Source organism: Sphaerimonospora thailandensis, from assembly GCF_016863115.1.
Lineage (GTDB): Bacteria > Actinomycetota > Actinomycetes > Streptosporangiales > Streptosporangiaceae > Sphaerimonospora > Sphaerimonospora cavernae.
In genome coordinates this window covers 22,950-36,369 of the sequence record NZ_BOOG01000001.1, presented here as the reverse complement: position 1 = coordinate 36,369, position 13,420 = coordinate 22,950, and the positions used below count along the sequence as shown (strand labels likewise).

14 protein-coding genes are annotated in these 13,420 nt (G+C 71.0%); 8 read left to right on the top strand and 6 right to left on the bottom strand.

What is annotated here, in order from left to right; all coding sequences use genetic code 11:
- Nucleotides 1-150: 150 nt before the first annotated feature.
- The 3 genes from Mth01_RS00145 to Mth01_RS00135 all read left to right on the top strand — a co-directional run bounded on the left by Mth01_RS00145 (nt 151) and on the right by Mth01_RS00135 (nt 2,029).
- Entirely contained in the window at nt 151-435 is a 285-nt protein-coding gene (locus Mth01_RS00145) for a hypothetical protein (RefSeq protein WP_204009429.1), read from the top strand.
- On the top strand, nt 432-1,211 hold the full coding sequence (locus Mth01_RS00140; protein WP_204009427.1) for a 4'-phosphopantetheinyl transferase family protein: 780 nt from the start codon (nt 432-434) through the stop codon (nt 1,209-1,211). The genes Mth01_RS00145 and Mth01_RS00140 overlap by 4 nt, the downstream gene beginning before the upstream one ends.
- A gap of 98 nt (nt 1,212-1,309) precedes the next feature.
- Nucleotides 1,310-2,029 carry an alpha/beta fold hydrolase gene (locus tag Mth01_RS00135; protein WP_204009425.1) on the top strand — a complete coding sequence of 240 codons (720 nt, stop codon included), beginning with the start codon at nt 1,310-1,312 and terminating at the stop codon, nt 2,027-2,029.
- 487 nt (nt 2,030-2,516) lie between these two features.
- Here Mth01_RS00135 and Mth01_RS00130 read toward each other — a convergent pair whose 3' ends face one another.
- Nucleotides 2,517-3,083, bottom strand: a complete 567-nt coding sequence (locus tag Mth01_RS00130) for a hypothetical protein (RefSeq protein WP_204009423.1) — start codon at nt 3,081-3,083, stop codon at nt 2,517-2,519.
- 189 nt (nt 3,084-3,272) lie between these two features.
- Here Mth01_RS00130 and Mth01_RS00125 point away from each other — a divergent pair, with 189 nt between their 5' ends.
- The 3 genes from Mth01_RS00125 (at nt 3,273) to Mth01_RS00115 (ending at nt 5,862) form a co-directional block, all read left to right on the top strand.
- A complete protein-coding gene (locus Mth01_RS00125; protein WP_204009421.1) occupies nt 3,273-4,139 on the top strand; it encodes an alpha/beta hydrolase family protein in 867 nt (288 codons plus the stop codon).
- A 164-nt stretch (nt 4,140-4,303) separates the two neighbouring features.
- Nucleotides 4,304-4,849, top strand: a complete 546-nt coding sequence (locus tag Mth01_RS00120) for an SPW repeat protein (RefSeq protein ID WP_204009419.1) — start codon at nt 4,304-4,306, stop codon at nt 4,847-4,849.
- A gap of 101 nt (nt 4,850-4,950) precedes the next feature.
- Nucleotides 4,951-5,862 (top strand): LysR family transcriptional regulator, encoded by a 912-nt coding sequence (locus tag Mth01_RS00115; protein WP_204009416.1) that lies wholly within the window; start codon nt 4,951-4,953, stop codon nt 5,860-5,862.
- A gap of 9 nt (nt 5,863-5,871) precedes the next feature.
- On the opposite strand, the gene Mth01_RS00110 is transcribed toward Mth01_RS00115, so the two are convergent.
- From Mth01_RS00110 to Mth01_RS00090, 5 genes are read right to left on the bottom strand one after another with little or no spacing between them, the layout of a single operon-like run.
- Nucleotides 5,872-6,726 carry a serine hydrolase gene (locus Mth01_RS00110; protein ID WP_239088866.1) on the bottom strand — a complete coding sequence of 285 codons (855 nt, stop codon included), beginning with the start codon at nt 6,724-6,726 and terminating at the stop codon, nt 5,872-5,874.
- Between the two features lie 5 nt (nt 6,727-6,731).
- Complete coding sequence (locus tag Mth01_RS00105; RefSeq protein ID WP_204009413.1) at nt 6,732-8,348, bottom strand: N-acyl-D-amino-acid deacylase family protein; 1,617 nt, start codon at nt 8,346-8,348, stop codon at nt 6,732-6,734.
- Nucleotides 8,345-9,127, bottom strand: a complete 783-nt coding sequence (locus Mth01_RS00100; RefSeq protein WP_275408867.1) for an amino acid ABC transporter ATP-binding protein — start codon at nt 9,125-9,127, stop codon at nt 8,345-8,347. Before Mth01_RS00100 ends, Mth01_RS00105 begins: the two co-directional genes overlap by 4 nt.
- Nucleotides 9,124-10,071, bottom strand: a complete 948-nt coding sequence (locus tag Mth01_RS00095; protein WP_239088864.1) for an amino acid ABC transporter permease — start codon at nt 10,069-10,071, stop codon at nt 9,124-9,126. Before Mth01_RS00095 ends, Mth01_RS00100 begins: the two co-directional genes overlap by 4 nt.
- The gene (locus tag Mth01_RS00090; protein ID WP_204009411.1) at nt 10,062-10,946 is read right to left on the bottom strand and encodes an ABC transporter substrate-binding protein; all 885 of its coding nucleotides are present in this window, start codon (nt 10,944-10,946) and stop codon (nt 10,062-10,064) included. Before Mth01_RS00090 ends, Mth01_RS00095 begins: the two co-directional genes overlap by 10 nt.
- A gap of 180 nt (nt 10,947-11,126) precedes the next feature.
- Here Mth01_RS00090 and Mth01_RS00085 point away from each other — a divergent pair, with 180 nt between their 5' ends.
- Both Mth01_RS00085 and Mth01_RS00080 read left to right on the top strand, forming a co-directional pair.
- A complete protein-coding gene (locus Mth01_RS00085; protein ID WP_204009408.1) occupies nt 11,127-11,990 on the top strand; it encodes an SDR family oxidoreductase in 864 nt (287 codons plus the stop codon).
- Nucleotides 11,991-12,551: 561 nt separating this feature from the next.
- Nucleotides 12,552-13,241 carry a hypothetical protein gene (locus Mth01_RS00080; protein ID WP_204009406.1) on the top strand — a complete coding sequence of 230 codons (690 nt, stop codon included), beginning with the start codon at nt 12,552-12,554 and terminating at the stop codon, nt 13,239-13,241.
- The last annotated feature ends 179 nt before the right edge of the window (nt 13,242-13,420 follow it).

Below are 13,420 nucleotides of genomic sequence, written 5' to 3'. Positions count from 1 at the left end.
CGAGCGGCACCACCTGGGACGCGCCCGCGCCTCTCGCCGCGAGCGGCACCACCTGGGACGTGCCCGCGCCCGTCGGCCCGACCGGCACCACCTGGGACTCCGCCGGTGCGTACGGCGGCCATGTGTGATCAGCGCGCAGGCGACGAATAGATGGTCGTTCAGCTGACGATGCGCCCGACACCCGGAGGGCCGGCGTCGAACTCGCCGGTCGACGGAATACGAATAATGGCGCTGCTGCCCGAGAGGTGGCGTAAGGACCTCATACGGGCCGCCGGGGAAATCGTCATCCGGGTGAACGCCGGAGACGAGACCAGTGCGCGGATCCGCGCCGAGGTGATGGAGATCCTCACGAATCCCGAAGTCGGCCACTGGCAACTGGTGGCCTGCGGGCTCGTGGCCGACGGCCACCCGGAACCGAAGGAGGCAGACCGATGATCGCCGCAGCCCTGGAGGCGGGGGAGTGCCGCGTGTGGTGGGCGGATCCGCGGGAGCGTGCGCTCGGCACGCTCACCGCCACGCTCAGCGGGAGCGAGCTGGAACGGGCCCGGCGGTTCCACCAGGAGCGGGACCGCCGCCGGTTTCTCACCGGCTCCTGGCTGCTGCGCCGCGTGGCCGCCGCACAGCTCGGCCTCCGGCCCGAGGACGTCCAGGTGGACCGGCGCTGCCCGGACTGCCCGAAACCGCACGGGAAGCCGCATATCCGTAACGACGGACAGGAACGGCTGCACGTCTCGGTCTCCCACTCGACCAACCTCGTCGCGGTCGCCATGACGACCGTCGGGCCCCTGGGGGTGGATGTGGAGGCGTTGCCCGCCGACTCAGCCGACTCAGCCGACTCCGTGGACGAGGTCGCCCAGTGCGCGCTGTCGCCCACCGAGCGATCGGCCCTGCGGGCCCTGCGGGAATCCGAACGGCGAGCCGCGTTCGCCCGGCTCTGGGTGCGCAAGGAGGCCGCGCTCAAGGCCACCGGCCACGGGCTGCGGATCCCTCCCGACCAGGTCGAGGTCGGCGGCCCGGACGACGCGCCCGCGGTGCTGAGGTGGCCGCTGGACGTCCCTCCCGATGCGGTGCGGCTGCACGTGCTCGATCCCGGCGAGGGATACGTCGGCGTCGTCGCGGTCCTCGCCGGCGACCGTCCCGTCACCGTTTTCGAATCGCGTGTCGGAGACCTGCGTGAGATCCCCGTCCCGCTGACGCCGGTGGCCGCCTGACCGGGGTTGACGAGTGCCGGAGCGAGGCTGCTGAATTTGCCGTGAAGCGGCGACGGGAATCGGCCTCGCTCCCCTAGGAGAGAAAGTGATCTGCGCTGATGAGCTGTTTCGTTCTCGTTCCCGGCCCATGGATGGGTGACTGGGCGTGGGATCCGGTGACCCGGGGCCTGAGTGAGCGTGGTCATGATGTGCGCGCGGTGACCCTGTCGGGGCTGGCGACCCCCGACTCGGACGTGTCCGCGGTCGGCCTCGGCACCCACGTCGCCGACGTGCTGTCGATGCTGGAGGCGGAGGAACTGCGCGATGTGATCCTCGTGGGTCACAGCTACTCGGGCCTCGTGGTCGGTCAGGTGGCCGACCGGGCCCCGGGCAGAGTGGCGCACGTCGTGTTCGTCGAAGGGTTCCTGCCCCACGACGGCAGGTCGATGCTGCACGCCTTCCCGGAGCGTCAGCGTGCCGGCGAACTCCATCTGATCGCCGGCAACGGCGGCCGCTGGCCGGCCCCGGATGCCTCGGTCGTCGCGGACGGCCAGGACCTGTCCGTACGCCAGGCGCGGTGGCTCGCCGAGCGATTCGTCGACCACCCGGGGCGCACGATCGCCGAACCCGTCGTCCTGACCCGCCCGCTCTCATCGCTGTCCGCGACGTACGTCATCTGCGCCAAGGAGCACTTCGGCGGCCGGGTCTCCGCCGACGTCTCCGCGATGCGCGCCGAGCCCGGCTGGACCTTCGAAACCCTCGACACCGGCCACTGGCCGATGATCTCCGCCCCCGATCGGCTCGTCTCGCTGCTCGCCGCCGTCGCCGCCCGCGTCTGAGTCCGCTGCCGCCCGCCGCGCCCGCCGGCCGTACAGGAGGAAGAGGATGGCCGCCGCGGCCAGGATCAGCAGCGCTGTGAAGATCCACTCCATGGATCCGCCCGGGCCGTAGACCCGGCCCGCACGCCCCACGTCCACGGCCGCGGTCTGCTGGCCCGCCGTCAGCATGTCGCGGTCGGCTCCGTACAACGCGATGTCAGTGCGCCGGACGGAGCCGTCGGCGGACCGGAAGTCGCCGCTCCAGGTGCAGGACTCGTGCCCCGGGTGCTGGATGCAGTCCAGGCGGTGGGCCGTGAAGGTACCGGCGATCCCGTCCGCGCGCGCCGCCCGTATGACCGGGCCGATGTTGGGCACCGCGAGGTACAGCAGGAAGACGGCGACGAGGGTGAGGACGACGGTGAAGGCGGGGGACCGGCGGCGTACGGCTCGGGCCGCCGGCGCGGTTCGCGTCTCAGACCCGGCGGGTGTCTCAGGCATGGCGGGTGTCTCAGGCATGGACGGGTACGGCGCAGGCGCAGCGCAGCGACGCGCGTTCGGACTCACGGGGGCGGCGGTGCAGGACCATCGCCACCACCATGGGCACGGTGACGAGCGTGTTGTAGAACAGGTGCAGCTCCATCCGCGGGGCGAGGAGCTGGATGAGGCTGGTGGGGGCGGGACGGCCCATCAGGTTGTTGCCCGTGAGGACCTGGAGCAGCAGGAGCAGGTGCTCCAGATGGTGCCAGACCTGGATGCCGAGCGACACGTTCCACCAGACGCGCGACCTCCCGGTGAACCCGTCCCGCAGCATGATCAGGCCGATCATCATCAGCAGCGCGTACCCGTAGTGCATCCACTCCGAGGTGACGAGCCAGGGAAAGGGGATGCCGAGCACGCCCAGCGCCTCGGGGAGCGGCCAGCCGAGCACGTAGACCTGGATCGCCTGAGCGATGTGTTCGCCCCAGTGCGCCACGACGATGAAGAGGAACACCCCGAGCGCGGCCTTGTGATGACGGCTGTTGATCGCGGACATTCCCCCGCGCAATCGGCCGACGGACGTTGTCTGTGTCACCATTAGTGATCCTCGATTCCGGGATGTCTCCGACATTTCATCGGCAGCCGTGCCGCCTGGACGCGGCTCGCCGGGCCGCAAGCCCCATTTTTTCGAGACGGTGGGATGATTGTTTCTCCGGTTGTGCGAAATTCAGGACGGTTTGCTCCGTACCGTACTTTCCGGGGGTCCGGGGGGAAGTACGATTCCCGCATGCCCCCGGTTGACGTTCTCGTCCGTCCGGCCGCGCCGCCCGATCGCGTCATTCGTTACGGCGACCACCCCGAGCAGGTCATCGACGTCCGTTCCGTGACGGACGACCCGGACGCGCCCGTCGTCATCCTGCTGCACGGGGGGTTCTGGCTGGCGAGGTACGACCGGCTGCACACCCGTCCCATGGCGGACGAACTGGCCCGGCACGGCTATGTGGTGTGCACGCCGGAGTATCGGAGGCTGGGCCAGCCCGGTGGCGGCCATCCCGGCACCTTCGACGACGTGGCCGCGGCCGTCGACCTGATCCTCGGCGCTCCGCCCGCCACGGGAGCCGTCGTGCTGGTCGGGCACTCGGCCGGCGGCCAGCTCGCCCTGTGGGCGGCCATGCGCGGTCGGCTGCCCGCCGGCTCGCGCTGGCATGTGGACCCCCCGAATCATGGGACCGTCAGCGGGGTCGTCGCGCTGGCGGCCGTGTCCGACCTGGCGCGCGCGATCGAGGTGGGCATCGGCAGGGGCATCTGCGCCGATCTGCTGGGCGGGCGCATGGAGCTGCTGGCCGAGACGGATCCGGCGAGGCTGCTGCCGTTCGGCCCGGGCGTCGCCGTCCTGGTGCACGGCACCGAGGACGCGATCGTCCCCATCGAGATCAGCCGCGGTTTCGCCGTACGGGACAAGTCGGTCAGGCGGGTGGAGGCGGTGGGCGCCGGGCACTTCGACCTGATCGATCCGCTCTCGGTCGCCTGGCCGGCCGTGCTCCGCGCCATCCGATCGGTCGCCGCTCCCGGGCTGGGCCGGTCCACCCACCGGGGAGACGCGGACCACCGGGGAGACGCGGATCCGGCCCCCGACGGCCCTCCCGCATCATGATGAAACCCGCCCCGATTCCGTCCCGGTGCGTTTGCCGTACGATGGGGCCTTTTCCGCCACCAGACCAATAAAAGACGCATTTATTGGAAATTACGGAGAATGGGGAGACGGGGGCGGGTAGGTCGGCCATTGTTCGTCCAAACCAGCAGGAAGGCGGTACGGACATGGTTCGACCCACTGGCTTAGAGCACCATCCCGATCTCGCGGAACTTCGCCAGACATACGACCGGGTGGGGTCGACGACCCCGGCCCAGATCGTCGACGGGCTCACCTTCCTGAGCGGGCTGTACCTGGCTCTCTCACCCTGGATCGTGGGGTTCCAGCGCTTCTCGGGGCTCGCCGTCAGCAACCTGATCGTCGGGCTGTCGGTCGCCGCCCTCGCGCTCGCGTGCGCGTCGGCCTTCGGCCGTACCTACGGCATCAGCTGGCTGCTGCCGCTCCTCGGCATCTGGACCCTCGTCTCGCCCTGGCTGGTGCGGGGAGGCCGTACTCTCACGCCCGGCACGACGCCGGGCATGCCGGGAACCCCGGGACTGCCCGGGAGGGCCGCCTCGGCACTCACGGCAGGGACGATCTGGAACAACGTGGCGACCGGAGTCATCATCCTGCTGCTCGGCGCCGCGGCGCTGGCGATGGCCCTCGCGTTCCGCGGCGGCCAGGGACGCGGCGAGCGCGGCGAGCGCGCCGGCCACCGGCCCGGAAGCTGGTAGGACCGGTCACCGGAAAGGTCACCGGAAACCGGTCGCGAACCGGGAGAAATTGACAGGAACCCCCGGCATCGGTTGCTCTGACCCGCACCGATACTGAGTGCATGCTCAGCAGCCACCGCCTGAAGGTGCTTCTCGAGGTCTTCAGGGCCGGGAGCATCGCCGGAGCCGCCCGGAGCCTGCGGCTGTCGCCCTCCGCCGTCTCCCATCAGCTCTCCCGGTTGGAGGAGGAGGCCGGGGTGGGGCTGGTGGAACGGTCAGCCCACAGCCTCCGGCTCACGGCGGCCGGTCGCCGGCTGGCCACCCGCGCTCAAGAGGTGCTCGACCTCATCGAGGCCGCCGAGAAGGACCTGCTGGCCCAGGCGCGGGCGGACGCCGGGCAGCTGCGGATCGGTTTCTTCGGCTCCGCGGGCTACCGGCTCCTGCCGATGGCACTGTCCAGCTTCACCAGGAGACATCCCGCCGTGGAGCTCGACCTGGTGCTGGGCCAGCCGCACGAACTCCTCCCCGACGTGGAGCGAGGCGCGCTCGACGTGTTGGTCGTCTTCGAGCATGCGCTCGATCCATGGAAGCCGCCGGACGGGGTGGAGGTGACCCACCTGTTCGACGAGCCGCAACTGCTCGTCATGCCGCTCGGCCATCCGGCGGGCCAGCGACCCAGGGTGCGTCTCGCCGATCTGGCCGACGAACCGTGGATCACGACCTTCGGCACGGACACTCCGGTGTCCGTGCTCGAACGGGCGAGCGCGCTGGAGGGCTTCAGCCCCGCCATCCGCTGCCGCAGCGACCATTACGAGGTGACGCTCGGACTGGTCCGGGCGGGGCTGGGCGTCGCACTGGTGCCGAGCCTCGGCACACAGGGCGCGACAGGCGTACGGATCTGCCAGGTCGACGGGCCACGGCTCTATCGGCGGATCGGCGCGGCGGCACGTCCCACCAACCCCAATCCCGCACTCCGCTCGTTCATCGGTTATCTGCGCGACGCCGCTGCCCGGCTGCGCGTCGGCAGCCGCTGAACGGACCCGTCAGCGGACGGCGGCGGCGATGGCGAGGCCGGCCTGACGGATCGCCCGTACGAGGGCGTGCTCACTGCCCGCCCGGCCGTGTGCCAGCACCGCGTAGCCCGTGCGACGGACCCCGACGAGCACCCCCACGTCGGCCCGGGTTCCCGTGTCCGTACCGGTCTTGTTCGCCACCCAGACCATCGGGTACGGCACGGCCTCGGCCGGGATCCGCCGGTCCTCCGCGTCGTGCGGGAGCAGCGCGGGCACCAGGCTCCGATCGGTGTTGTGCGCCATCCAGCCGACCATCAGCCGATGCCAGGGCTCGCCCGCGCCGGGAGAGCCTGCCGGCGGGCCGGCCAGAGATCCGGCCAGAGAACCGGCCAGAGAGTTCGCCAGCGCGGCGAGATCGCGTGCCGTGCCGGTCGCGAAGGCCGGCGGGTGCTCGGGCAGCCGGGGCTCGCGGATGCGGTCGTGGATCCGCGTCCTGGTCAGCCCGAGTGCGCCGGCCACGGCGTCCACCCGGTCCGGGCCGAGCCGCCGCAGCAGCGCGTTCGTCGCGGTGTTGTCGCTCACCGACGCGGTGAGCAGGGCGAGGTCGGCGATCGTCCACCGCCGGGCCGACAGCGTGGTCAACAGCCCGGATCCCGCCGCATAGTCGTCCTCCAGCAGGTCGAGCGGCTCGTCGGGGTCGAGCTCGCCACCCGTCACGCCGTGCGCGACCGCGGCGAGCAGCAGAAGTTTGCCGGTGCTGGCCAGCGGCAGCTCCACATCCTCGTTCACCCCGGCCACCGTCCCGGCCACGCCGGGCACGCACACGGCCAGCGTGCCCGGGCAGCCGGCCGCCAGCGCGGCCAGCCGGTCCGTCATATCTGTCATATCGGTCATGGGGTCAGCACCGTACCGGGCCGGGCGCCGGTCTCCTCGCCGTCGCGGACCACCACGGCTCCGCCGACGACCACGGCCGCGACGCCGGCGGGCGGCAGCAGCGGCTCGGCGAACGTCGCCCGGTCGGCCACCGTCGCCGGGTCGAACACCACCAGGTCGGCGTGCGCGCCGTCACGGATCACCCCCCGCCCGGCCAGGCCGAACCGCACCGCCGTCATCCTCGTCATCTTGTGCACCGCCTCCTCCAGCGACAGCAGGCCCAGCTCGCGCACGTAGCGGCCGAGCACCCGCGGGAACGTGCCCGCCCAGCGCGGATGCGGCCGGCCGCCCGGCTTGGGCACCCCGTCCGAGCCGACCATCGCGTACGGCGCGGCCAGCACCCGCCGGACGTCCTCCTCGACCATGGAATGACTGATGATCGTCACCTCGCCGCGCTCGGCGACGAGCAGGTCGGCGGCCACGTCCAGAGGATCGGCCGCCGCCGCGGCGGCGAGCTCGGCGATCGTCCTGCCCTCCGTCTCCGGATGGCGTGGCGCGCACGCCACCGAGATCCGGTCCCAGCCGCCGTTGCCGACCGTGTTCTCCCATCCGGCCACGCCCTCGGCGATCGCCCGCCGCATCCGGTCGCGCGCGGCGGGGTCGCCCAGCCGGGCCGTGAGCGCGGCGAGGCCGCCGTCGTTGGCCCAGGGCGGCAGCATCGCGGCCAGCGCCGTGCTGCCCGCCGTGTAGGGATAGACGTCGCACGTCACGTCCATGCCGCCGGCCCGCAGCTCCGCGATGCGCGGCAGGGTCCGAGCCGTACGGCCCCAGGCATAGCGGCCGGCCGTCTTGTGGTGCGAGACGTGCAGCGGCGCGCCGCTGCGGCGGGAGATCTCCACGGCCTCCTCCAGCGCCTCCTCGACCCGCGACATCTCGTCCCGCAGATGCGTCACGTACGGCTTGCCGTGCCTGGCCGCCACGGCGGCCAGCGCGACCAGCTCCTCGGTGTCCGCGTACGTCCCGGGGGCGTAGATCAGCCCGCTGGACAGCCCGGCCGCACCCTGGGAGAGGGACCGGTCGAGCAGCTCGCACATCGTGCGCAGCTCGGCGGCCGACACCGGCCGGTCGACGGGGCCGACCACCCCGGCGCGCAGCGTGCCGTGCCCCACCAGCGAGGCGAGATGGTTGGCCCTCGGCACGGCGGCGTGGGCGGCGGCGAAGCCGGCGAAGTCCGGGTAGGCGCCGACGTCGCCACCGAAGGAGATCTCGGCCTCGGAGCGCATCGCGTCGAGGCGCTCCGGCAGCGCGGGAAACAGGCTGGAGCCGCAGTTTCCGCAGATCTCGGTGGTCACGCCCTGCAGCACCGACGCCCGCACCAGTTCCCGGTCGCGGCCGCCGTCCGCGCTGTCTCGATCGAGGAGGGCGACGCCGTCGGAGTGGGTGTGCGCGTCGATGAAGCCGGGCGCGACGACGAGCCCGCGGGCGTCGACGACCCGGGCCGCCTCCACCCGGGATCCCGGGGGCAGCACCGTCAACCGCCCGGCGTCCGCCGCCACATCCGCCGGTCTCGCCGGCCGGGCCGTACCGTCGACGAGCAGGCCGCCGCTGATCAGCAGGTCGAAGCCGCGGCTCACAGGACCTGCCCGAGGAAGGCGCGCAGCCGCTCGTGCCGTGGCGCGGCGAGCACCTCGCGTGGATGCCCGCGCTCGACGATCACACCGTCGTCGACGAACACGAGCTGGTCGCCGACCTCGCGGGCGAAGCCCATCTCGTGCGTCACCACCATCATCGTCATGCCGCTCGCCGCGAGGTCGCGCATCACGGCGAGCACCTCCTGGACCAGCTCCGGGTCGAGAGCGCTGGTCGGCTCGTCGAACAGCATCAGCTTGGGCCGCATGGCCAGGCTGCGGGCGATGGCCACCCGCTGCTGCTGCCCGCCGGACAGCTGGGCGGGGTAGTGGCCGGCCCGGTCGGCCAGGCCGACCCGCTCCAGCAGCTCGGCGGCCTCGCGCCTGGCCCGCGCCGCCGGCGTGCCGAGCACGGTGACCGGGCCCTCCATCACGTTCTCCAGCGCCGTGCGGTGCGGGAACAGGTGGAAGCGCTGGAAGACCATGCCGATGCCGCGCCGCTGCCGCGACAGCTCGGCCGGGCGCAACGCGTGCAGCCGCCCGCCGCGCTCGGCGTAGCCCATCAGCTCACCGTCCACCCAGATCCGCCCGGAGTCCGGCGTCTCCAGCCGGTTCACGCAGCGCAGCAGGGTGGACTTGCCGGAGCCGGACGGGCCGACCACGCAGACCACCTCGCCCGCCGGGACGTCCAGGCTGATGCCCTTCAGCACCTCGACGGCGCCGAACCGCTTGCGCACCGCGCGCATCCGCACCATGAGGCGGCCAGAATCATCCGGCTCGTTCATGCGGGCTCCTTCGCGAACGGGCGCAGGTTGCGGCGCACCCGGGTCGACAGCCGGGCGTGGCCGCGCTCGAAGCGCTTCTCGATGAAGTGCTGGCCCACGCTGGCGACCGTGGTGAGCACCATGTACCAGATGGAGGCCACGATGAGCATCGCGATGACCTCGAAGTTGCCGAGGTAGATGCGCTGGGCGACGGTCAGCAGCTCGGCCCCGGCGATCACCGAGACCATCGAGGTGGTCTTCAGCATCGAGATGAACTGGTTGCCGGTCGGCGGGATGATCACCCGCATGGCCTGCGGCAGCACCACGCGGCGCAGCACCTGCCGGTGCGACATGCCGAGCGACTCGGCCGCCTCGCGCTGCCCCGGGTCCACCGACCTGATGCCCGCCCGCACGATCTCGGCCATGTAGGCGCCCTCGTTGATGGCCAGGCCGAGCAGCGCAGCGGTGAACGGCGTGATCACCTCGTTGGCCTGCCACTCGATCAGCTTCGGGCCGTCGAACGGCACACCGATGCCGAAGCTCGGGAAGACCAGACCGATGTTGAACCAGAAGATCAGCTGGACCAGCAGCGGCGTGCCGCGGAAGAACCAGGTGTAGAGCGCCGAGGTGGCGCGCAGCACCGGGCTGTCGGACAGCTGCATCACCGCGGCCAGCACGCCCAGCACCAGGCCGATGACCATGGACAGCACGGTGAGCTGGATCGTCACCCACAGGCCGCCGAGGATCCTGCCGTCCCCGAGGTAGCCGACGATGACGTCCCAGTGCAGGTTCTCGTTGACGATGATCGTGTACGCCAGCCAGGCCAGGAAGGCGATGGCGGCCGCCGCCGCGAGCCACCGGCCGGGCCGCGGCGGACGCACCGCGTCGACCGGCAGCTCGGGGTCGACCGGCGGCTCGACGGCGTCGCCCGGCTCCGCGGCGGCCCGGTCCGGGGTCACTTCCACGGCTGGGTGTTGACGAGGACCCCCGGCACCGCGTTGGCGGCCACGCCGTACTTGTCGAGCACGGCCTTGTAGCCGCCGTCGGCCTGCAGCTCCTCCATTGCCTTGGCCACGGCGTCACGGAGCCCGGTGGCGCGCTTGTCGATCGCGATGCCCCACGGCCCGGCGTCGTACTGCTCGGGCAGGACGTCGTACTTGCCGGTGTCGTTGGCGTACATGACGGCGACGGGGGAGTCGACGATCGTGGCCACCGCCCGGCCGGAGTCAAGCGAGAGCAGGCCGGTGGGCGCGTCCTCACTCTGCATGATCTTCATCTTGGCGGTGCACTTCTCGTTCTGCCGCTCGCCGATCGCGAGGTTGGAGGTGCCCTTGGCCAGGACCACGCTCTTGCCGCAGAGGTCGTCGAGGGACTTGATGCCCTCCGGGTTGCCCTTCTTGACCATGATCGAGCCGCCGGCGTTGAAGTAGTCGACGAAGTCGACCGCCGCGCGCCGCTCCTCGGTGTCGCTCATCGAGGACAGCACGACGTCCCAGCGGCCGCTCTGCAGGCCCGGGATGAGGCCGTCGAAGGCGGCGTTGGTGATCGTGAACTTGAGTCCGAGCTTCGCCGCGATGGCCGCCCCGAGATCGGGGTCGACGCCGGTGAGTTCCTGGGTGCCCTCCTTGTACATCTCCATGGGCGGGTAGCCCTCGGAGGTGGCCACCCGAAGCTCCCCGGTCTTGCGTACGGCCTCCGGCACGAGATCCTTCGCCGTCTTGCCCGCCGCGGCCGCCGCACCCTCGCCCGCGGTGGTCTCCGACGACGACCGCCCGCAGCCGCCGGCGAGCGCCGTCACCACCAGCGCGCCGACGATAGCCGTGAATAGGCGATTTGTCATGAAACCTCCTCTTATGAACGATTGAGATTATGCTGGTCGCCAGAGGTCAAGTGCCAAAGCGTTGTGACAGCTTGCGGGCCTGAGCATCGAAAACTTCGATGCTCGGGGCGGGTGAGCGCGGACGACCGGGGGCGTACCGAATCTCGTTTGCCTGGTCATGGCAGGGGTAACCCGACGGGCATGCCAGACCAGCCGAACTCCACACCACCGCCGCAGACCCAGCCGTATCCGGGCGAGACGGGCGAGATGCGTCCCGAGCCCAGGGACGAGATGCGCGACTACACCGGCCGCGAGCTGCTGGCAGGCCGGCGGACCCTCATCACAGGCGGCGACTCGGGCATCGGCCGGGCCGTCGCCGTCGCGTTCGCCAAGGAGGGGGCCGACGTCGCGATCGCCTACCTCTGCGAGCACAAGGACGCCCAGCACACCCGGGAGCTGGTGGAGCGGGAGGGGCGCCGCTGCGTGACCGTCCCCGGCGACCTCGCCGACCCCGCCCACTGCCGCAGGGTCGTCGAGGAGACCGTACGCGAGCTCGGCGGGCTCGACGTGCTCGTCAACAACGTGGCGACCCAGGCGCCGGTCCAGTCGCCGGAGGAGCTCTCCGACGACCAGTGGGAGCGGACGTTCGCCGTCAACATCCACAGCTATTTCTGGGTGACCAAGGCCGCGCTCGCGCATCTGCCGAGGGGAGGCGCGATCATCAACACGTCGTCGATCAACGGGCTGCGCGGCAACAAGTCGCTCATCGACTATGCCGCCACCAAGGGTGCGATCAACGCGTTCACCTACTCGATGGCGCAGGCGCTGGTCGAGCGCGGCATCCGGGTCAACGCGGTCGCACCCGGCCCGGTCTGGACCCCGCTCATCCCCGCGACCTTCCCCGAGGAGAAGGTGGACCGGTTCGGCGCCCAGGTGCCGATGAAGCGGGCGGCCGACCCCGACGAGATCGCGCCGTCGTACGTCTTCTTCGCCGCGGGGCGGTTCTCGTCGTACTACACGGGCGAGGTCCTCGCCCCCATCGGCGGCGAGACCCTCCCCGGCTGATCCCCCCTCACCCACCACCCCCCACGCCGTGATCTTGCGAATGCTCGCACGCATGGCTGCCGACCTGCGTGTTTGGTATTCGCAAGATCACGCGATGGGGTTGGGTCGGGGGTGAAACGCGTCGATCTTGCGCTTCCTTATCGTGAACATCCCTCTTTGCCGACCTCTGTCGTCCGCGGCGGCGGCTTCACTCTTTCCGGGTCGGGAACGCCCCGGGCGGGCTGCCACGCGCAACCCCAGCCTCCCCTTCCGGCCAAGTGTCCAGAAAGAGCAGGCGGCGGGATCTTTGGGACGCACCTTCGGACAGTCAGATCCTCGAATGCCACGGGAAACACTTGCGTAAAGTGGGCTGGACGAATTCCGACAGCACGATTGAGGATCGGACATATGGCCGCTCGGGTGTGCTTGTCGCCCGAGAAAATTCACCCCCTTTTCCCAATCAGTCATTTTCGCCGTACGGCGAGACAGGGACGGGGTGAAATAGTGCTCGGCCATTTCGCGGTCCAGGAAAAACCTGGAGGCCTGACCTGCCTAAGCCCGATCCGGGCCAAAGGAGGGAACATGCATCGGAAATCCAGACGACTCGTCCTGGTGGCTCTGTGCGCCTCGACGCTGACCACCGGTGGCGTCGCGCTGATGAGCGGCCCCGCCATGGCCGCCACCGCCGGCGCGACCCTGGCGCCGAGCGCCGCGTACGGCATCGCGACGGCCGCTACGTGGGATGACGGCTGCGCCGGACTCTCCGAGTCGTCCTACACGACTTCCGAGGTCGCGCTGCCGCTCGCCGCACCCGAACTGTCCACGGTCTCCATGCCGGTCATCGCGCAGCCGGTGATCGCACAGCCGGTCCTGGCGCAGCCAGTGGTCGCGCAGCCGGTGATCGCGCAGCCGGTCCTGGCGGAGCCGATGAGGGTCTCGGTGAGCATTCACCCCGAGTTCGCGGCCCCGCGTTACTTCCGGAGCGAGCGGTTCGTCAGCGAGCCGATCTCCTACCAGTACCGCGGCGCACGGTTCGTGAGTGAGCTCGAACCGGCCGGGTTCCGGTCGGAGCTCAGCGCGATGACGTCGCGCGCCGAACGGCGGATCGAGGCGGCGACGAGCCGGGGGGAGGCCCGAATCGAGCAACGCGCGGATGTGGCCGAGGCACGAATCAAGCGTACGGAGAGGAAGGCCGAGCGGCGCCTCATCCGCAAGGAGCGCAAGCTCGAACGCCGCCTGGCGCGAGCCGCCTGGCGCCACCTCGACCCGTGAGCCGAGGACCCGTAAGTCGAAGACCCGTGAGTCGAGCCAAAATTCAGCCGGTCACGGCCGATCAAAGGATGGCCCCGCACTTCGGTGCGGGGCCATCCGCGTTACGGAGCCTCCCGGCCGGGCTCCTCGGATCGGGACCGCTGACCGGCGGCTTCCGGCTTGTGGGATCGGCGCAGGTA